Here is a 20,748-nt window from a genome sequence, read left to right as displayed (position 1 = left end):
CTTGATTTAATCTTCATCTCGCGTGCCGAGATATACATCTCAGCACGCGAGATAGCCATCCGAGCAGCCAAGATGTATATCTTAGCAGCTAAGATGAAGTTTATCCTTTACTTTAGACAGCTTTATAGTAAGGATTGGATAAGTTTAAGCCTTACATAAGACAGCCTCATTACCAATACCTGCGCCGTCAACAACTATCCCCCAGCGAACTGCCACTGACTACAATGCCACAAACCGCTTTGTTCGCTTTATTTAAGCAAAAGGTTCGCATTTCTGAAAAATGTTTCGTATTTTTGTACCCAAATTGAGTTGAATAATAACGATATGAACGTTTTAGAACTAAGTGAACAGGAAATCATTCGCCGTAACAGCATGAATGAACTTCGCGCGATGGGTATCGAACCTTATCCCGCAGCAGAGTATGTAACCAACGCTTTCTCTACCGATATTAAAGCCGAATTCAAAGACGACGCAGAACCGCGCCAAGTGTCCGTAGCCGGACGTATGATGAGCCGCCGTGTCATGGGTAAAGCATCTTTTATCGAATTACAGGACTCCAAAGGACGTATCCAGGTATATATCACCCGTGATGATATCTGTCCGGACGAAAACAAAGAAATGTACAACACTGTGTTCAAACGTTTGCTAGACCTGGGCGACTTCATCGGCATCGAGGGTTTTGTATTCCGTACCCAGATGGGCGAAATCAGTATCCACGCCAAGAAGTTGACCGTACTCTCCAAGAGTATCAAGCCGTTGCCTATTGTAAAATACAAGGATGGTGTGGCTTACGACTCCTTTGAAGACCCCGAGCTACGTTATCGCCAACGCTATGTAGACCTCATTGTGAACGAAGGTGTAAAAGACACCTTCCTAAAGCGTGCCACCGTCATCAAGACTATGCGTGCCGTACTGGACGAGGCCGGATATACCGAAGTAGAAACTCCTATCCTGCAATCCATCCCCGGTGGAGCAAGCGCACGTCCGTTCATCACCCACCACAACTCGCTGGATATAGATCTCTACCTGCGTATCGCTACGGAGCTTTATCTGAAACGATTGATTGTAGGCGGCTTCGAAGGTGTATATGAAATCGGAAAGAACTTCCGCAACGAGGGAATGGACAAGAACCATAACCCCGAATTTACTTGTATGGAGCTCTACGTACAATATAAAGATTACAATTGGATGATGAGTTTCACCGAAAAATTGCTGGAGCGTATCTGTATCGCCGTAAATGGTTGTACGGAAACCACCATCGACGGAAAAACAATCAGTTTCAAAGCTCCTTATCGCCGTTTGCCCATTCTGGAAGCCATTCAGGAAAAGACGGGTTACGACCTCAATGGTAAGGACGAAGACGAAATACGCCAGATATGCCGTGAGCTGAAAATGGAGATTGATGATACTATGGGTAAGGGTAAATTGATTGACGAAATTTTCGGTGAATTCTGCGAAGGTACGTTCATACAACCGACTTTCATCACCGACTATCCTGTAGAAATGAGTCCGCTGACCAAGATGCACCGCAGTAAACCGGGACTGACCGAACGTTTCGAACTGATGGTGAACGGTAAAGAATTGGCAAATGCCTATAGCGAGTTGAACGATCCCATCGACCAGGAAGAGCGTTTCAAAGATCAGTTGAAACTGAGCGAAAAGGGAGATGATGAAGCAATGTTCATCGACCAGGACTTCCTGAAAGCACTGCAATATGGTATGCCTCCTACATCCGGTATCGGTATCGGTATCGACCGTTTGACAATGTTGATGACCGGACAGTCATTCATCCAGGAAGTGTTGTTCTTCCCCCAAATGCGTCCCGAGAAAGTAGTTCCGAAAGATGCGCCTGCCAAGTTTATGGAATTGGGCATTCCCGAAGAATGGGTAGCCGTTATTCAGAAAGCGGGATATAATCTCGTCGGCGACATGAAAGATGTGAACCCGCAGAAATTGCATATGGACATCTGTGGTATCAACAAAAAGTATAAACTGGAGTTGGCAAACCCGACCGTGAATGAAGTTGCTGACTGGGTCAGCAAAATCAAGAATTAAAGAATTAAAAATTAAATAAGTAAGATTAAAGATCGAAAGAGGGAGAGGTGCTCCTTTCCCTCTTTTAATTTTTAATTTTTAATTATTAATTTCGATATGAAACTACCCGGTAAGATAGCCATCATGGGCGGAGGAAGTTGGGCAACAGCCATTGCCAAAATGGTGTTGGCACAACAAGACACCATAAACTGGTATATGCGACGCGATGACCGCATTGCCGATTTCAAACGCCTTGGGCACAATCCTGCCTACCTGACGGGCGTAAAATTTGATACGAAGCGCATCAACTTCAATTCCAACATCAATGATGTGGTGAAAGAATCGGATACGCTTATCTTCGTCACTCCCTCTCCCTATCTGAAATCCCACTTGAAGAAACTCAAAACAAAGATTAAGGATAAGTTCATCATCACCGCCATCAAGGGTATCGTTCCCGATGACAATGTGATTGTCTCGGAATACTTCAGGAAAGAATATGGCGTACCTTCCGAAAATATAGCCGTACTGGCAGGTCCTTGCCATGCAGAGGAAGTGGCGTTGGAACGCCTTTCTTACTTGACAATCGCTTGTCCGGATACCGATAAAGCCTGTACCTTTGCCCGTCGTCTGGCAAGTTCGTTCATCAAGACATCCGTCAGCAATGATGTTGCCGGTATAGAATATGGTTCTGTGTTGAAAAATGTATATGCCATTGCAGCCGGCATTTGCAGCGGTCTGAAATATGGTGATAACTTTCAGGCTGTATTGATGTCTAACGCTATACAGGAAATGAACCGCTTTCTTCAAACAGTGCATCCGTTGAACCGAAACATCAACGATTCTGTTTATCTAGGTGACATGCTGGTAACAGGATATTCCAATTTTAGCCGTAACCGTACGTTCGGTACGATGATCGGTAAAGGTTACTCTGTGAAAAGCGCGCAGATTGAAATGGAAATGATAGCGGAAGGTTACTATGGTACGAAATGTATCAAGGAAATCAACAAGCACCATCATGTCAATATGCCGATACTGGATGCTGTATACAATATATTGTATGAACGCATCTCACCAATGATTGAGATTAAGTTACTGACCGACTCGTTCCGGTAACCCGGTAAGCCGAAAGGACGAAATACTGAATTTAAAACCTAGAATATTATGATTAGTTTGAACATTGAAAAGACTTTAGGATTTATTTCCAAAGAGAATGTTTTCGCTTATGAGACACAGGTTAAGGCTGCTCAGGAAGCATTAGAGAATGGTACAGGTAAAGGTAATGACTTCTTAGGCTGGTTGCATCTTCCTTCTTCCATCACCAAGGAGCATCTGGACGACCTGAAAACTACCGCACAAGTTCTGCGTGACAATTGCGAAGTGATAGTCGTTGCCGGTATCGGCGGAAGTTATCTCGGTGCACGCGCCGTTATCGAGGCTTTATCAAACAGTTTCACTTGGTTGCAGGAGAAGAAAACAGCTCCTGTTATCCTATATGCAGGACACAATATAGGTGAAGATTATCTGTACGAACTCACAGAATTCCTGAAAGACAAGAAATTCGGTGTTATCAATATCTCCAAATCAGGAACTACTACTGAAACCGCTTTGGCTTTCCGCTTGCTAAAGAAGCAATGTGAGGATCAACGCGGCAAGGATATGGCAAAGAAAGTAATCGTTGCCATCACAGACGCCCAAAAGGGCGCTGCCCGCGTAACGGCTGACAATGAAGGTTATAAATCATTCATCATCCCCGACAATGTAGGCGGCCGTTTCTCTGTATTGACTCCGGTAGGTTTGTTGCCGATCGCAGTGGCAGGTTTCGACATCGAAAAACTGGTGGCCGGTGCAGTGACTATGGAAAAAGCTTGCGGCGCTGATGTTCCGTTTGCAGAAAATCCGGCTGCGATCTATGCTGCTACCCGTAACGAACTTTACAAGAGTGGTAAGAAGATTGAAATTCTTGTAAACTTCAATCCTAAATTGCACTATGTAAGTGAATGGTGGAAACAGCTTTATGGAGAATCGGAAGGTAAAGAAAACAAGGGTATCTTCCCTGCTGCCGTAGATTTCTCTACTGACTTGCACTCTATGGGACAATGGATTCAGGAAGGTGAACGTACTATCTATGAAACCGTTATCTCAGTAGAAAGCACCCGGCATAAATTGCAAGTGCCCAGTGATGAAGCCAACCTGGATGGTCTGAACTTCCTTGCCGGCAAGCGTGTGGATGAAGTAAACAAAATGGCCGAATTGGGAACACAGTTGGCTCATGTGGACGGTGGTGTACCCAACATGCGTATCGTTATCCCTGCACTAAACGAAGAAAGTATCGGCGGTTTGCTATATTTCTTTGAAAAAGCTTGCGGTATCAGCGGTTACATCCTGGGTGTCAACCCGTTCAACCAACCGGGTGTAGAGGCTTACAAGAAGAATATGTTTGCATTGCTGAACAAACCGGGATACGAAGAAGAATCCAAGGCTATTCAAGCAAGACTATAATACGTCCTTTCAAGGCGCGGATTACGCGAATTACATGGAAACCAGTGAAGTAATCACTTCTCTAAATCTGTGAAATCCGTGTTATCCGCGCTTTTTCTGTATTTTTGTAAGGTATAAAATAACAGGTATTTATGTTCGAGAAATCTATCGCCCGTTATCTGGAAAAGTACGGGTATTCCAATATCCAGTTAAAAGCAGTTCTTTTTGACATGGACGGCGTACTGTTCAACTCTATGCCTTATCATGCTGACGCATGGCACAAAGTGATGGAGCGCCATGGCCTGCACTTGAGCCGTGAAGAAGCTTATATGCACGAAGGACGAACCGGAGCCGCTACCATCAATATTGTCTATCAACGTCAGTATGGCAAAGACGCTACTCCCGAAATGATAGAAAGCATTTATGCTGAGAAAAGTGCCGAGTTCAACAAAAATCCCGATCCGGAGCGTATGCCGGGTGCTTGGGAGGTATTACAAAAGGTAAAGGAGGCAGGTATCATTCCCGTTTTGGTAACCGGGTCGGGACAACATTCCTTGCTCGACCGCTTAGCCCATAATTTTCCCGGTATATTTGTACGTGAACGCATGGTGACCGCTTTCGACGTGAAATATGGCAAACCTCATCCGGAACCCTACCTGATGGGACTGGAGAAAGCCGGAGTAAAAGCCAATGAAGCCATCGTTGTAGAAAACGCTCCCATTGGGGTACAAGCCGGAACGGCAGCGGGTATATTTACTGTTGCAGTCAATACAGGACCAATGAACGGACAAGTGTTACTGGATGCCGGAGCCGACCTGCTTTTCCCATCTATGCAGGCATTTTGCGATAACTGGGAGGAACTGATAAAAGAAAAGAATGGTTTCAAGCTATGAAACGGATATCATCGTATTACCGGCATTGATTATATCTAAATCTTAATTAAACATAGGCATATTACTATGATTATACAAAGAAAGGGGAAAAGGGTATTTATGGCAGAAAACAAAAAGTCCTTATAAGATAACACTCATAAGGACTTTTTATTCGATTGTGACCCGGGTGGGACTCAAACCCACGACCTTCAGAACCGGAATCTGACGCTCTATTCACTAAGCTACCAGGCCTAAATGCGGGGACAAAAGTATAAAAAATCTCTGCATATTCCTAACGTTCTTTCGTTTTTTCTATTTACTTCCCGTTCCTATCCTCATTATTATTTTGCAAATACCCAGAGAGAATATTGATACATTTTGCTCTTTTTTTGATTAAAACCAAAGCAAGTATTAATATTATTCCTATCTTTGCCGAACAATTTAATAGAAGATATATATAATAAACCTATGAGCTATCTGATAAAACCCGAAGGATATAAACCTTTATTAGACTTAAAACAAACAGAATTAGGTATTAAACAGATAAAAGAGTTCTTCCAGTTGAACCTTTCTTCCGAACTTCGCCTGCGTCGTGTCACCGCACCCCTCTTTGTATTGAAGGGCATGGGTATCAACGACGATCTCAATGGAGTGGAACGTGCCGTTTCTTTTCCTATTAAAGATCTGGGCGACGCGCAGGCGGAAGTAGTACACTCTCTTGCCAAATGGAAACGTTTAACGCTTGCTGAATATCACATCGAACCGGGTTATGGAATTTATACGGATATGAATGCTATCCGTGCAGATGAAGAGCTGGGAAATCTACATTCTCTCTATGTAGATCAATGGGACTGGGAACGTGTTATCACTGTCGAAGACCGTAATGTGGAGTTCCTTAAAGAAATCGTTACGCGCATTTATGCCGCTATGGTACGTACAGAATATATGGTATATGAAATGTACCCACAAATCAAACCTTGCCTGCCTCCAAAGCTACACTTTATCCATGCAGAAGAGTTACGCCAACTCTATCCCGAATTAGAACCGAAATGTCGTGAGCATGCCATTTGCAAAAAATATGGCGCTGTTTTCATTATTGGTATCGGTTGTAAACTAAGTGACGGCAAGAAACATGATGGACGTGCTCCGGACTATGATGACTACACTACCCCCGGACTGAATGATTTGCCCGGACTGAACGGTGACTTATTATTATGGGATCATGTGTTACAACGTAGTATAGAGCTTTCTTCGATGGGTATCCGCGTAGACAAGGAAGCTTTGCAACGTCAGCTCAAACAGGAAGGAGAAGAGAAACGGCTGGAACTCTATTTCCACAGACGCCTGATGAGTGATACACTCCCACTCTCTATCGGTGGCGGTATCGGACAGTCTCGTCTCTGTATGTTCTATCTGCGCAAGGCGCACATCGGAGAAATACAGGCAAGCATATGGCCAGAAGATATGCGTAAAGAATGTAAGATGCATGATATACACTTGATTTAATCATTTCACCATAGAGTATACAGAGTTCCACAGAGTTTAAAAGAAAATAAGCAAAACTCTGTGGGACTCTTGTGTTCTATAGTAAGAAATTTGTATCTTAGCATCCGAAACTACTAACAACTACGATTATGAATGTTCAGATAGAAGAAAGCTGGAAAGTGCGTTTACAACCCGAGTTCGATAAAGATTATTTTCGTATGCTAACAGAGTTTGTACGTACCGAATATCAACATGGTCCTATATATCCTCCGGGAAAATTAATATTCAACGCTTTCAACTTATGTCCCTTCGATAAAGTAAAAGTTGTGATTATCGGTCAAGATCCTTATCATGGTCCCGGACAAGCGCATGGACTTTGTTTTTCAGTAAACGACGGTGTTCCTTTCCCTCCTTCTTTAGTCAACATCTTCAAAGAAATTAAAGAGGATATAGGTACAGATGCACCGGTTACCGGCAATCTGACTCGTTGGGCAGAACAAGGTGTATTACTACTTAATGCTACACTTACCGTACGTGCCCATCAGGCCGGTTCACATCAAAACCGTGGTTGGGAAACATTCACAGATGCCGCTATCCGCATACTGGCAGAACAAAAAGAGCATCTCGTCTTTATTCTTTGGGGGGCTTATGCACAACGCAAGGGAGCGTTTATCGACCGTAATAAGCATTTAGTGCTGACTTCTGCACATCCTTCTCCCCTTTCGGCCTATAATGGGTTCTTTGGGAACAAGCATTTCAGCAAAACAAATGAATACTTAAAGTCACACGGAGAAACGGAAATTATTTGGTAAGAACATCTCTCAGCATAAACCTCAACTTCCATCACCTAATACCACTGAATATTACTTTGTGTCTGACTTCTCTGCTCCCACTTCAAGTCTTGCAGAATGCTGGCATTAGCACGAATAGTAAAGTTGTAGTATTTCCACTGTCCGAAAGGAGAAAGACTGGCAGACATACTGAAACAATGTAAGTCACGAGTAATATTAAAAGAGGTTTGTACAATCTTCTTGGCCTCAAAATCATAACCGGAATTGAAACTGATGGCCCATTTATTGGAAATCTTAATATTACCGGAAGCACTCAGATTATGAGTATAACGATAAGGATAACGCATCGTTTTCCGATTGATAGGTTTTGAGGTATCTTCAGAAATATTGAAGTTATAATTCAAGTTCAAAGACCAAGGCATTTTGAATACTTGATATCCATCGGCATCCACAGCAGCTTTTTCCACCTTCTTCTTAGGTATGCCACTCTCAGTACTTTCTTCATCACCTTCTTCGGGATCCGAATTTTCATCACCTTTTTTGCCTGCGTCATCCTCTTTTACTCCATGTAACTTATCCATCCATTTTTTCCAGGTATCGTTGTTAAACGTATAACTGAAAGAAGAACCATATCCTTGGAAAATACCGAAACGCCCGTAAGACCACTCTGTACGATTGTTAGGTACTACATTACCATTCTTATCGAAAGCATAACCATACGTTTTAAATGAAGAACTCATACTGAAAGTATAACTTTTGGAAAGTTTCAAACGCAAATTCAGATTAAGGTCACTCCACGGACGCGTTGCTGCAGCCATGTTATAACTTATGCTTGCACCCAATTCATCAATCAAGCTGACTTTCTTGATAGAGTCATTCTTATCCTTATACTTCATTTCCAAGTTATTGGAAATACTGAAACTGATATTTCCCTGCTTTCCACGCCCCGGTACACCAAACATCTGCCCGGCATACGGTGAATAAGTCACAGTATCACGCCTCCCGTCGGCATACGTCTTGATATAAGAATCGTAGTAACCATAACGGGATGAACCAAAGTCCGGCGCTGCACTGATACTTATCGAGGGAGTAATGACATGGCGAATTTGTATTTCTTTCTTAGGAAGAAACAATGGTTTATACATACCATATATCTTGGTATTAATGCCCAAACTGGCATTATAATTATATACACGATGGAAACCGTAAATCGTATCAGTATTCACCTCTTGTCCACCGGTACCAGCTTCATTCGGTTCCCAGTCTTTCATAACTTTACGCGTATACCAACGTTCTGTATAGCTGACCGAGGGTGTGACATTGAAGTATTTGAACAAAGTAAAAGTAGCGCTAATAGGAATTTCATGCTTCATCCCATTTTCCCAGTCTTTTATCAAATTAGATTTGAACAACAGGTTATCTTTGGTTTTGATACTGTTTGAAAGACGCCCGCTGTATCGAACAGATATCTTCTCATACCATTTTTCATCTCCCACAGCCCGTTTCCTCTTAAACGGGAAAATAGTGCTCAATGTGATATTCAAGTCAGGCAATGTCATGTTTACAGAAGAATCTTTCATAGTCTGAGCTATATTGGTTGTTGCAGCAATAGTCAAATGCTGGTCAGGGAAAGTGCGAGAATAACTGATACTTGACGTCTTCGTATTCTGGGACATAGCATTCGAATTGTACATATTACCGATATTGGTACGCTCATAACTACTCGTCGCAAAGTTCACACTGGCAGAAAAAGTTGAGTTAGGACTTGCCTTAGGATCTTGACGATGAGACCATACAATTTTAAAATCCTTGGCAACCGAATAATCCGGCAAACCTTTATCTCCCGTCTTCGTCACCTGGTAGCTTGCCTGCAATAAACCAGAGTACTTATATCTTTTCACGTAGTTGGACTCCATATTCAATGCCCAAGAACCTTTGGTAAAAATATCCGCACGCAACTTCAAGTCCATCTTATCACTGATGGCAAAGTAATATCCACCATCTGTCAAACCAAAACCACGGCTGGAGTCATCCATATAAGTAGGCATCAGAAAGCCGGAGGAATAGCTACTTGAAAACGGGAAAAAGAAAAATGGTACCGCAAGTGGCAAAGGAACATCTTCCACCACCAGATAGGCAGGTCCCGTCACCACATTCTTTTTCGGACGTACTTTGGCATATGTCATCTGCATATAAAAATGAGGATGTTCGTGGTGATCACAGGTGGTATATCGGCCACTCTTCATGTAAAGCTCATCATTAGTACCTTTTTTGGCATTATTACCGGTAACATATCCTTCGCCTTGCTGGCTGACAACATTACTGATAATGCCTTTCTTACTCTTGAAATTATACCGGATAGTATTCGTTTCATAAGGAGTCTCTCCATCTTTAAAAACCGGAGTACCTTGGGCTACACCCAAAGAATCTTCTACACCATGAGCATACACTGTACTACTATCCATATTCATGGTAATGACATCAGCAGCCAATTCTATCTGCTGATAATTAACCTTACCCTGCCCGTATAAATGTGCATATCCACCTTGAGCAAAGACGATAGAATCATTGGCTTCGTATGTAACAGGAGCATCCAGTGGTTGTTTCTTCTTCTCGGGAACCGCTACAGAATCTACTTCCAAAGAATCTGTTTGTGAAATCCCATTTACCCTCGAACGAGCACGCATAGACTTCTTCCCCACTAAATCACTTCGTAAGGTATCAGCCTGCAGATTCTCCGGAGGTACAATTCCACCCCGGCGACGCTGGGAAACTGCCTCACCGGAAAGAAAGAGTAAGACGAATAGTAGTATGAATGATATGAATGTATTTGCTTTCAATGGCGTCATTAACTAATAGTTTACGCTTGAAGGGGCAAAAGTACGTATTTTATACGGTATAATCTCCCTTTTTAAAGAAATTTAGATTGCTACAAGAACTGTTCGCACCAATGGTCGAAACGTTGCAATCCTGCTTCACCATACCGTTCGAGACTCCTACGTGCCTTTTCTACACTCTTTTCATACTCCAGACGCGTTTTAGAATAGAATTTATCTGCAAAACAAATAACTTGTTCCTCCAAGCTTACCGGAAGCATATCACGGTGTGGCACAGGAAGTTCTTGTGCAAGGATTTCATCTAATGAAAGTCCAGCTCCTGTATGTCTTTCACAAACCAAAGCATGGCGAGGATAACCTTCAGAACGCACTAAATCGGCTCCCAAATAGCCATGACAGATATAAGGTTTATCACCGAAACAATAAATACCATCGGCATCCGTCAGGAAAATCCCTACGTCATGCAATATGGCCGCTTCGTACAGGAAATCCTTGTCTAACAACAATTCCGGATGCTGATCGGCAATCCACAGAGCTTTGTCTGCCACCGAACGGCTATGAGTCAGCAATATATGTTTCAGTTCATTCGCCTCCGGATAATATTTATCAATCAATTCTAGCGGGTTCATTTTATTTCTCACTGAATTTATAAATCAATATTTTATCACGTAAATCACAACTGCGATAAGGAGTAGTGTAAACCTCCTCCAGTCGATACTCATCTGAATATTTCTTCAAAAATTCCTCCTTAGTCCACTTAGAAAGCATTACATATCCTGTACCGGAAAGACCAGGAACGAAATCCCTCATCCGGTCGTTCAAATAGTAATTAGTACAATAAAAACGGATGAGTGGGGGAGTATACGAATACATAAATCCATCCTGTACATATGTATTTACTTGTTCGGCCAGACGTTTGTCCGACTTCGTAGCCAGCACCGTAGGCTGATAAACGCCATCTAAAGAAACAAACAGACACAAAATGCACCCGGCTATACTGTACAGTAAAGAACGTGTATCCGCCCGCTTTACCAACGCTATCAATGTGCAGATGCCCGCTATTGCCGGTAATGCCACAATCAACCATTTAGAAAAGGGTAAATCCACATTTTCCAATGCATGCATAAATCCAATGTTCTCGGCAGCATGTTTACCCGTACCCCAAACACTATCAGGAATTAGCCCGAAACGCACTATAATAAATGTTACCGTAAGTAACAAAGCCAATGAAGCAAAAATATAGGCAGAAATCTTAAAAACTTTTGCTTTGCGCTGTACCAATGCCAAAAAATATTCAGCAATCAGCATTGCCATAAACGGATAGATAGGCAACAGATATACGCTACGCTTACTCTTCGGAATACAATAAAAGATAAAAATGAACAAGATAACCACCCATGTAAACAAATGAAGAGGAGACTGGGAGCGAAATTTAGTCCAAGCTTTATTAAAACGTTCACTCCACGAAGAACCTTCCGGTAAAAAACGCATTTCTTTCCATTTCAAACCAAAAAGAGAAATCAACAAGACTAAAGTCCACGGTATCCACCCCCAAATGATAGTCACAAAATTATACCACAACGGATTTTCATGGGAAGCGTATGACATCTTACGGAAGAAGCGTCCAGTATTCTCTTCCATCATCAGATTTATGAATGACTCTCCACCCTGCTGATAGGCAGCCCAGAACCATATTCCCAACGGAACGAGTGAAAGTAATCCGATGCCCAACAAAGAGAAAAAGGTCTTACCGAACGAACGCCCACGCAACAATTGATAGATGCCGATACCCACACATGGAAAAATAGAACCGACCGGACCTTTTGTCAAAGTGGCACATGCCATTAGCAACACTGCCAACCAAGGTATCTCCTTAGAGCCTTTTTCATCCCAACGGAAAAGTAGACACAAAGCAATCACAATAAAGGAGACTTGTACCATATCAAGTCGACAAGCTACTGCAGCCCGATGCACTTCAAAGGAAGACAAAAGAAGAATAGAAGTCAAGAATGCCGTTTTTATATTCTTTCGCTTAGCTACAAAAGAAAAAAATACCAACTGCATAGCCAGAAAAGCCAGCGCCGACGGCATACGGGATGAGAATTCTGTCACTCCTCCCATGATGGAAGATACAACTGCAATCGCCCAGTAAAGAAAAGGAGGTTTATAAGCTATTTCGACCCCATAATTTACCGGAAGTATCCAGTTACCACTCTTCAACATCGTATAAGCTACTATCGCTTCACGCGGCTCTCCTTTAGAATAAAAAATGGTTTCTCCCAGAAAGGGAACTATTACAAGCACACTGAGCAGTGCTATGAACCAGAACGCCTTCTTTTTGTCTGACATACTTTTCTTTTTTTACGTTTTCAAGGAACAAAAGTACTAATTATTCTGCAACAATACCTAACTTTGTTGCCGTAATCATATTACAAAACTATTACAACTATAAATCAGAAGATGAAGCAACTGAAACAATTACCGGAGTTTATACGTTTCGCCTTAGTAGGGATTCTGGCAACAGCTTTGCATTACGGACTTTATTTCCTATTACAACGGATCATCAATGTCAACATTGCTTATACGCTCGGTTATGCATTCAGTTTCACCGTTAATTTCTATTTGACCGCCTACTTCACATTCTATAAAAAGCCTTCCTGGGGAAAATTACTCGGATTCGGTGGAGCACATCTGATAAATTACCTCCTACATATGGGATTATTGAACTTCTTTTTATGGATGGGGCTTTCCAAGCCATTCGCCCCTATCCCGGTATTCGCCATCGCCATTCCCGTCAACTTTTTACTGGTACGCTTTGTCTTCAAACAAAAGGCGTTATAATAACCCACTGCGTATACCGCTCCATCATCGTATCCTTACCTTCTTTATCTTTCATCGGTAATTCATGTTTTTCAAATAATAATGCCATATACTTCCGTAAAAGTAATATATTTGCGAAGTATTTAATCATACTCTTGTGTGAAATGAAGAAAGTAACCCTATTAATTCCGGTATACAATGAAGAAGCAATGCTACCTGCTCTCTACAAACGTTTGATAGAACTTATCAATCGGAACAATACGTACGAGTGGGAGATTTTATTCATTAATGACGGTAGCAGTGACGGAACTCTTGAAAGTATCCGCCAACTTCGACAGACTGATAAAAGGGTGAATTACGTAAACCTCTCACGTAACTTTGGTAAAGAAATTGCCATGTTGGCTGGTTTTGACTATACCACGGGAGATTGTTGTGTAGTGATGGACGCCGACTTGCAAGATCCTCCCGAACTCGTAGACCAAATGTTGACATATTGGGAAGAAGGATACGACGATATTTATGCCAAACGTCGTAATCGCGGAGAAGAAAGTTGGTTACGCCGGCGATTATCTTTAGCATTCTATAAAATATTGCAGAAGATGAGCCGTATAGATATACTACCCAATGTAGGAGATTTCCGCTTACTTGACCGTCGATGCGTATTGACACTTCGCCGTTTACGTGAACAAGAACGCTATACCAAAGGGTTGTTCTGTTGGATTGGTTACAAGAAGAAAAGTATAGAATTCGATCGTGGAGATCGCCTTGCCGGACATTCTTCGTGGAGCTTTTTTAAACTGCTGAACTTGGCAATTGAAGGTATCACTTCCTCCTCTACCGCTCCACTGCGTATCGCCACCATTTGTGGAGTATTATTCTCCATCTCCAGTTTTATCTATGCTATCTACTTTCTGATAAAAACGATTGTTTATGGTGACCAGGCAGCTGGTTTCCCTACTCTGATTGTAGTAATTCTCTTCTTAGGTGGCATTCAATTATTCTCCCTTGGAGTGATAGGCGAATACATCGGACGTATCTTTAAAGAAACGAAAAGAAGACCTACTTATATTGCCTCCGATTATAACGAAAAAAAATTGGGATATGATGAATAAAATACGTATACAACGTTATCACTCTCCCTGCGGAGATTTAATGCTTGGTTCTTTTGAAGATAAACTTTGTTTATGCGACTGGGCGACAGAAAAGCACAGAGATATAGTAGATATAAGATTGAGGAAAATGCTACAAACTGGTTATGAAGAAAGTTCATCGTCTGTCATTGAAGAAACCCGTAGACAATTGGACGAATATTTCGAAGGAAAACGAACCACGTTTAATCTCCCATTGCTTTTTGCTGGTACGGAATTTCAAAAAAATGTCTGGTATGAGTTGTTGAAAATACCATACGCCACCACCATATCATATAGCGAATTAGCAAAGCGTTTGAATATTCCTCGCGCTGTTCGTGCCGTTGCTAACGCCAATGGAGCAAATGGAATTTCTATTATTGTACCTTGCCACCGTGTCATTGGCAGCAATCATTCACTTACAGGTTATGCCGGTGGGCTCGACGCAAAAAAGAAGCTGTTAGAGTTGGAGTCTCCCATAAAGACGTTATTTTAATTTTATCATAGTTTATCTCCTTACATCACTATACATTTCACTTTTTCTCCTTTTCTTCCACAACTGATAACTATTGATGATGTTTTGCCACAATACATACGACCCAGGCCCTACGGAAGAAAGCGGATTGAGATAGGTATAGGCCATCCAGATGGCAAGTACCGTATTTTTCTGCCCCAACGCCTGCCCACCACTGATGCGTTCTTTGTAATGTCCGCCTATTTTTTTCCCTAAATAAAACTGAATACAACAAGCGACCAAGCCTGCCAAAGCAATCAGTACTTCTACAAAAACCGGAGCTTCGCTATTCATCAATGAACGTACCGTTTGCCCTGAAACAATGGCAAGTGCCACTCCCCACAAATAAAAAGCAGCATCATGAAAACCCAATAAGAAATGATGCACTTTAGGTAAAAACACACGTAAAAACCAGGCCAAGAAAAAAGGAAACAGTAAAAGTGGAAACACTTTGCTCAAAATTTTCAGAAATGCCACCCAAAAAGTGATTTCCGCATGCGGTTCTACCAAAGGAAACACTAATGGAACTGATATAGCCGCCAATAGATTGGATAACAATGTATATGTAGTGAGACTTGCTGCACTGCCACCTAACTTACCAGTGATAACGGCCGCCGCTGTAGCTGTTGGACAGATAAGACAAACCATCGCTCCCTCAAACACCTCCCGGTAGACTTCTTCCATCGGACAAAGTATCAATATACTTGCTACCACAAGACACGAAACAGATTGAAACAACAATAACCAACCATGCCACGACTTTGGCTTCAACTCATGCACTTCCACCTTGCAGAACGTAAGTAAGAGTTGGGCAAAAATCAAAGCCGGAGTCAAGATGGCAACCAAAACATTTACATAAGGCTTAACCGGTGCCAAAAAAGAAATTCTTGCAAAAAAGAAATATACCAAAGTGCCGGCCATCATTGCCAACGGCAATGTCCAGTTCTTCAAAAAACGAAGAATCATATTTATCTATTTTTAAATTAGCCGCAGCAAAGTTACTGATATTCTCAATAAATCAGATAAAGCCAAGACTAAATCTACCGAAAAGAACACAATGAGAACAAAACTTAAAGGCAAAGTATGAGTTTTCTATAAATTTCTACTACATTTGCAGCAATATTATTTATGAAACTATACAGACGATACATATTATATACAAGTATTTGCTTGGGGCTGCTCACTTCTTTTTTCTGTGCCGGCAGTGCCGAAGCAAAAAATTTTGTTGTCGTCATTGATGCGGGGCATGGGGGGCATGACCCTGGAGCCATTGGTAAAATCTCCAAAGAAAAAAATATCAATTTGAATGTTGCCTTGAAATTCGGTAAACTAATTCAGAAGAATTGCGGGGATGTGAAAGTAATCTATACCCGCACACGAGATGTATTCATCCCTTTGGATCGCCGCGCCGAAATAGCCAACAACGCAAAAGCAGATTTATTCATCTCTATTCACACAAATGCTTTGGCAAACAACCGAACTGCCAAAGGGGCATCTACCTGGACATTAGGTCTTGCCAAGTCTGACGCTAACCTTGAAGTGGCAAAACGTGAGAATTCCGTAATCCTTTACGAAAGTGACTACAAGACAAGATATGCAGGTTTCAATCCAAACTCTGCCGAGTCCTACATCATTTTCGAATTCATGCAGGATAAATATATGTCACAAAGTGTACATTTGGCATCACTCGTACAAAAGCAATTCCGACATAGTTGTAACCGCATAGACCGAGGTGTACATCAAGCAGGATTTTTGGTGTTAAAGGCCAGTGCCATGCCCAGTATATTGGTAGAATTGGGATTTATCTCAACCCCTGAAGAGGAACGCTATCTAAACAGTGAAACCGGTACGACAACTCTTGCCAACGGAATTTTTCGTGCTTTCCTCACCTACAAGCGAGAACAAGAAATACGGCTAAATGGAAGCAGTAAGACCATTCTACCGGAAGATATACCGGAAGCAATAGAGGAAACAGTAGCTTCCGCCGATACAAAAGTAAAAAATAAGGTTCCCCAATCAAAGGTAAACCCTGTATCGCCATCTCCTCAACAAGTAGAAAAAGCCGTTGTCAATCAAACAGAACGTACAGGTATCGTGTTTAAGATACAAATACTCACTTCCTCACGCCCTATAGCAAAAAACGATAAAAGACTGAAAGGACTGAAGAATGTGGATTATTATAAAGAAGGAGGACTATATAAATACACTTATGGTACATCGCCCGATTATAATAAAGTAGTGCGTACTAAACGTACCATTGCAGCTCAATTTAAGGATGCATTCATCATAGCCTTTAAAGATGGTCAGAAAACAAACGTCAATGCTGCCATCAACGAATTCAAAAAGAAAAAAAATAAATAATAAAGATACATCATGAAGTATATCACAAAAGAGGTCAGAATAGGAATTGCGGGTATAGCCGCCCTATGCATATTGGTATATGGTATCAATTACCTGAAAGGTATCAATATGTTCAAACCGTCCAGCTATTTCTACGTAAAGTTCCATAATGTCAATGGACTTACCAAATCTAGTCCGGTATTTGCAGATGGTTTTCGTGTAGGTATCGTACGCGATTTATATTATGACTATACCCAACCTGGTAAAGTAGTTGCCGAGATAGATGTTGATCCGGATTTACGTATTCCTAAAGGAAGTACGGCAGAGCTCATGGCTGAAATGCTCGGCGGTGTCAAGATGAATTTGCTCCTCGCCAACAATCCACGCGAGAAATATCAGATAGGAGATACCATTCCCGGAGTACTTAATAATGGAATGATGGAAAAAGTAGCTACTATGATGCCACAAATAGAAAAGATGCTACCCAAATTGGATTCTATATTAGGATCACTGAATGCAGTATTGTCCGATCCTGCTATCCCTGCAACACTTCACAATGTGCAAGATTTGACAGCAAGTATGACCGCTACCAGCCGTCAACTACAAACATTGATGGGCAAAGATATTCCGCAACTCACGGGAAAGCTCAATACTATCGGGGACAACTTTATACTCATTTCCAATAACTTAAAAGAGATTGATTATGCAGCCGCCATGCAGAAAGTAGACTCTACATTGGCTAATGTAAAAATGATTACAGATAAGTTAAACCAGAAGAATAATACAATTGGATTATTATTCAATGACCCCTCACTTTACAATAACCTAAATGCCACAACTGCAAATGCAGCAAGTCTATTGGAAGATTTGAAATCACATCCGAAACGATATGTCCATTTCTCTTTGTTTGGTAAAAAAGATAAGTAGTCAAATCCGATTATATAGATTTTGTCTAAATAACAAAGGAAATTTAAGTTTGGAAAGAAAAGTCCCTAACAAGTCTATATAGAGAATAAAAACAAGGCTTTCAGGGATGGCTGTTTATAAGAGAGGCACGAACTAATTTACCACCTACGTAGCTGATTTAAAAGGCATTACACAAATGCAATAGCCCCCTGTGAGGGGCTATTTTTATATCTACTTATAAGTCATTGAAAGTAAAGTAATTATTGCTTTTACTAATTACGCAAGAAAAAAGTAATTTGTTTTTTTCAAATAAGATTGCCAATTTTGCATGCGTAGAAGTTTTGCTTAATTAATAAATGTATTTATAGCCGTTATGAGTGAACAGGATCATGTCGGGTTGTGGAATCGGTGTCTCGAAATTATTAGAGACAATGTTCCAGAGCAGACATATAAAACTTGGTTTCTCCCCATTATTCCATTAAAATATGAGGACAAAACATTGGTTGTACAAGTGCCCAGCCAGTTTTTTTATGAATTTCTAGAGGACAAATTTGTCGACTTGTTGCGTAAAACACTTTACAAGGTAATCGGTGAGGGAACAAAGTTGATGTATAATGTAATGGTAGATAAAAGTTCGCGGAAAACCGTTGATCTGGAATCTACCCAGCGGACTATTATTCCACAAAAACAAGTATTGGATAAACAAATCCCTCAAATTCCTGTTCCGGATTTGGATCCACACTTGAACCCTGAATACAATTTTGAAACATTTATTGAAGGCTATAGCAATAAGTTATCTCGTAGTGTTGCAGAAGCAGTTGCACTCAATCCGGCAAAAACGATTTTTAATCCGCTATTCCTGTATGGCGCATCCGGTGTAGGTAAAACTCACCTTGCCAATGCTATTGGTACTAAAATCAAGGAATTATATCCCGATAAGCGGGTTTTATATGTATCTGCCCACCTGTTTCAGGTACAATATACAGATTCTGTACGTAACAACACGACTAATGACTTCATTAACTTCTACCAAACAATTGATGTTTTAATTATTGATGATATTCAAGAATTTGCAGGGGTCACCAAGACACAAAATACATTCTTCCATATCTTCAATCATTTACACCAGAACGGGAAACAACTCATCCTGACTTCTGACCGTGCTCCTGTTTTGTTGCAAGGTATGGAAGAACGACTGATTACCCGCTTTAAATGGGGAATGGTGGCAGAACTGGAAAAACCGACCGTAGAATTGCGTAAAAATATCCTCCGCAACAAGATACATCGTGATGGTTTACAGTTCCCTCCTGAAGTTATCGATTATATCGCAGAGAACGTGGGTAATAGTGTACGCGATCTGGAAGGTATCGTAATTTCCATTATGGCACACTCTACCATTTATAATAAAGAAATTGATCTGGAACTAGCACAACGTATCGTTCGTAAGGTAGTGAACTGTGAAAGTAAATCCGTGACAATTGACGATATCATCAATACGGTATGTAAGCATTTCGGGCTGGAAACGGCAGCCATACATACCAAATCCAGAAAGCGCGAGGTAGTACAAGCCCGGCAAATCGCCATGTTCCTCGCTAAAAATCATACGGATTTCTCCACAGCAAAAATCGGAACATTAATTGGAAATAAAGACCATGCCACCGTATTGCATGCCTGCAAAACAATAAAGGAACTGAAAGAAGTCGATAAATCTTTCCGTGCGGAGATTGACGAAATTCAGGCAACGCTGAAAAAACAGGGTTAAAACCCCTGCTTTTTCATCACCTGCCAAAGGTTTTCAGACATCGCCTCACTATCTTTCTTTGTATAGCGTACATCTGTAAACACTTGAGCTAAAGTCTCCTTATTATTTTCCGCTACAAACTGTTTATTCTCCGGCAATGATTCTTTGTATGCATAAAGACGATCAATATCCGCTGAAGTATAGTCATGATAAGTTTCTTTGTGTACAATAGCCTCCAATGGCAGACGATCTACTTGTGCGGGAATTTCCTCAGGCCAACCCACAGTCACCGTAGTAATCGGGAAAACCAACTCTGGTAGTTCCAAAGCTTCAATAATCATCTGAGGATTATAAGTGGTAGTACCTAAATAACAAATCCCCAGTCCCTTCTCTTCCGCTGCCACACAAAATGTCTGAGCTACCAGCAACGCATCCACCGAACCGGTTACAAACCACTCAAAATTATTATACCCCGGTTCTGCTTTTCTCTGCTCACACCATTTACTGAAACGGCGCAAATCAATACAAAAAGTTAAAACAACCGGAGCGGCCTGTACCATAGGCTGGTTAAAATGAGCCGGTGCCAACTTCGCCTTACGTTCTGAGTCACGAGTTACAATTACACTATAAACCTGCATGTTTCCGACCGTAGAAGCACGGAAAGAGGTTTCAAGCAAATCATTTAACAAATCAGCAGAAATATCTTTCTGTTGATATTTACGTATTGTCCTTCTTTGTTTTAAGCTTTCCATTCTTTCTTTTTTCTGCAAATATATAAAAAGAATCACAATATGCTATTTCGT

Annotated in this window: 17 protein-coding genes and 1 tRNA gene; 12 read left to right on the top strand and 6 right to left on the bottom strand. The window is 41.3% G+C overall.

Going from position 1 to position 20,748, the window contains the following annotated elements; genetic code table 11:
- Positions 1-324: 324 nt before the first annotated feature.
- The 4 genes from lysS to DXC10_RS07615 all read left to right on the top strand — a co-directional run bounded on the left by lysS (position 325) and on the right by DXC10_RS07615 (position 5,405).
- On the top strand, positions 325-2,055 hold the full coding sequence (gene lysS / locus DXC10_RS07630) for a lysine--tRNA ligase (protein ID WP_101543873.1): 1,731 nt from the start codon (positions 325-327) through the stop codon (positions 2,053-2,055).
- A 96-nt stretch (positions 2,056-2,151) separates the two neighbouring features.
- Positions 2,152-3,147, top strand: coding sequence for an NAD(P)H-dependent glycerol-3-phosphate dehydrogenase (locus tag DXC10_RS07625; RefSeq protein ID WP_101543870.1), 996 nt, complete (start codon positions 2,152-2,154; stop codon positions 3,145-3,147).
- A gap of 48 nt (positions 3,148-3,195) precedes the next feature.
- Positions 3,196-4,533: a glucose-6-phosphate isomerase gene (locus DXC10_RS07620; protein ID WP_101543868.1), complete on the top strand. Its 1,338-nt coding sequence runs from the start codon at positions 3,196-3,198 to the stop codon at positions 4,531-4,533.
- Between the two features lie 131 nt (positions 4,534-4,664).
- A complete protein-coding gene (locus DXC10_RS07615) occupies positions 4,665-5,405 on the top strand; it encodes an HAD family hydrolase (RefSeq protein WP_101543865.1) in 741 nt (246 codons plus the stop codon).
- A gap of 158 nt (positions 5,406-5,563) precedes the next feature.
- Here the strand turns inward: DXC10_RS07615 and DXC10_RS07610 are convergent.
- A tRNA-Arg gene (locus tag DXC10_RS07610) sits at positions 5,564-5,636 on the bottom strand.
- Between the two features lie 216 nt (positions 5,637-5,852).
- Between DXC10_RS07610 and asnA the strand changes: the two genes are divergently transcribed.
- Together asnA and ung are read left to right on the top strand one after the other, a co-directional pair.
- A complete protein-coding gene (gene asnA, locus DXC10_RS07605) occupies positions 5,853-6,890 on the top strand; it encodes an aspartate--ammonia ligase (RefSeq protein WP_101543863.1) in 1,038 nt (345 codons plus the stop codon).
- A gap of 128 nt (positions 6,891-7,018) precedes the next feature.
- Positions 7,019-7,681 (top strand): uracil-DNA glycosylase, encoded by a 663-nt coding sequence (gene ung / locus DXC10_RS07600; protein ID WP_101543861.1) that lies wholly within the window; start codon positions 7,019-7,021, stop codon positions 7,679-7,681.
- Positions 7,682-7,716: 35 nt separating this feature from the next.
- On the opposite strand, the gene DXC10_RS07595 is transcribed toward ung, so the two are convergent.
- From DXC10_RS07595 to DXC10_RS07585, 3 genes are all read right to left on the bottom strand, one after another.
- Positions 7,717-10,509: a putative LPS assembly protein LptD gene (locus DXC10_RS07595; RefSeq protein WP_101543858.1), complete on the bottom strand. Its 2,793-nt coding sequence runs from the start codon at positions 10,507-10,509 to the stop codon at positions 7,717-7,719.
- Between the two features lie 80 nt (positions 10,510-10,589).
- Positions 10,590-11,126: an HD domain-containing protein gene (locus DXC10_RS07590; RefSeq protein WP_101543855.1), complete on the bottom strand. Its 537-nt coding sequence runs from the start codon at positions 11,124-11,126 to the stop codon at positions 10,590-10,592.
- Position 11,127: 1 nt separating this feature from the next.
- Positions 11,128-12,846 (bottom strand): glycosyltransferase family 39 protein, encoded by a 1,719-nt coding sequence (locus DXC10_RS07585; protein ID WP_101543853.1) that lies wholly within the window; start codon positions 12,844-12,846, stop codon positions 11,128-11,130.
- Positions 12,847-12,957: 111 nt separating this feature from the next.
- Here DXC10_RS07585 and DXC10_RS07580 point away from each other — a divergent pair, with 111 nt between their 5' ends.
- The 3 genes from DXC10_RS07580 to DXC10_RS07570 all read left to right on the top strand — a co-directional run bounded on the left by DXC10_RS07580 (position 12,958) and on the right by DXC10_RS07570 (position 14,940).
- The gene (locus DXC10_RS07580) at positions 12,958-13,338 is read left to right on the top strand and encodes a GtrA family protein (protein WP_101543850.1); all 381 of its coding nucleotides are present in this window, start codon (positions 12,958-12,960) and stop codon (positions 13,336-13,338) included.
- Positions 13,339-13,481: 143 nt separating this feature from the next.
- The gene (locus DXC10_RS07575; protein WP_101543847.1) at positions 13,482-14,429 is read left to right on the top strand and encodes a glycosyltransferase family 2 protein; all 948 of its coding nucleotides are present in this window, start codon (positions 13,482-13,484) and stop codon (positions 14,427-14,429) included.
- Positions 14,419-14,940 (top strand): methylated-DNA--[protein]-cysteine S-methyltransferase, encoded by a 522-nt coding sequence (locus tag DXC10_RS07570; RefSeq protein WP_101543845.1) that lies wholly within the window; start codon positions 14,419-14,421, stop codon positions 14,938-14,940. The genes DXC10_RS07575 and DXC10_RS07570 overlap by 11 nt, the downstream gene beginning before the upstream one ends.
- A 12-nt stretch (positions 14,941-14,952) precedes the next feature.
- On the opposite strand, the gene DXC10_RS07565 is transcribed toward DXC10_RS07570, so the two are convergent.
- On the bottom strand, positions 14,953-15,924 hold the full coding sequence (locus DXC10_RS07565) for a transporter (RefSeq protein WP_101543842.1): 972 nt from the start codon (positions 15,922-15,924) through the stop codon (positions 14,953-14,955).
- A gap of 162 nt (positions 15,925-16,086) precedes the next feature.
- On the opposite strand from DXC10_RS07565, the gene DXC10_RS07560 reads away from it, so the two are divergent.
- The 3 genes from DXC10_RS07560 to dnaA all read left to right on the top strand — a co-directional run bounded on the left by DXC10_RS07560 (position 16,087) and on the right by dnaA (position 19,966).
- Entirely contained in the window at positions 16,087-17,319 is a 1,233-nt protein-coding gene (locus tag DXC10_RS07560; RefSeq protein ID WP_117737625.1) for an N-acetylmuramoyl-L-alanine amidase, read from the top strand.
- 12 nt (positions 17,320-17,331) lie between these two features.
- Positions 17,332-18,225, top strand: a complete 894-nt coding sequence (locus DXC10_RS07555) for an MlaD family protein (RefSeq protein WP_101543836.1) — start codon at positions 17,332-17,334, stop codon at positions 18,223-18,225.
- Positions 18,226-18,577: 352 nt separating this feature from the next.
- Positions 18,578-19,966: a chromosomal replication initiator protein DnaA gene (dnaA, locus tag DXC10_RS07550; protein ID WP_101543833.1), complete on the top strand. Its 1,389-nt coding sequence runs from the start codon at positions 18,578-18,580 to the stop codon at positions 19,964-19,966.
- Here dnaA and DXC10_RS07545 read toward each other — a convergent pair.
- The gene (locus DXC10_RS07545; protein WP_117737624.1) at positions 19,963-20,697 is read right to left on the bottom strand and encodes an NADPH-dependent oxidoreductase; all 735 of its coding nucleotides are present in this window, start codon (positions 20,695-20,697) and stop codon (positions 19,963-19,965) included. The two genes, dnaA and DXC10_RS07545, sit on opposite strands and share 4 nt — an antisense overlap.
- Positions 20,698-20,748: the final 51 nt, after the last annotated feature.

This window comes from Bacteroides sp. OM08-11 (assembly GCF_003438665.1).
Lineage (GTDB): Bacteria > Bacteroidota > Bacteroidia > Bacteroidales > Bacteroidaceae > Bacteroides > Bacteroides cutis.
This window is presented reverse-complemented; position numbering and strand designations above follow the sequence as displayed.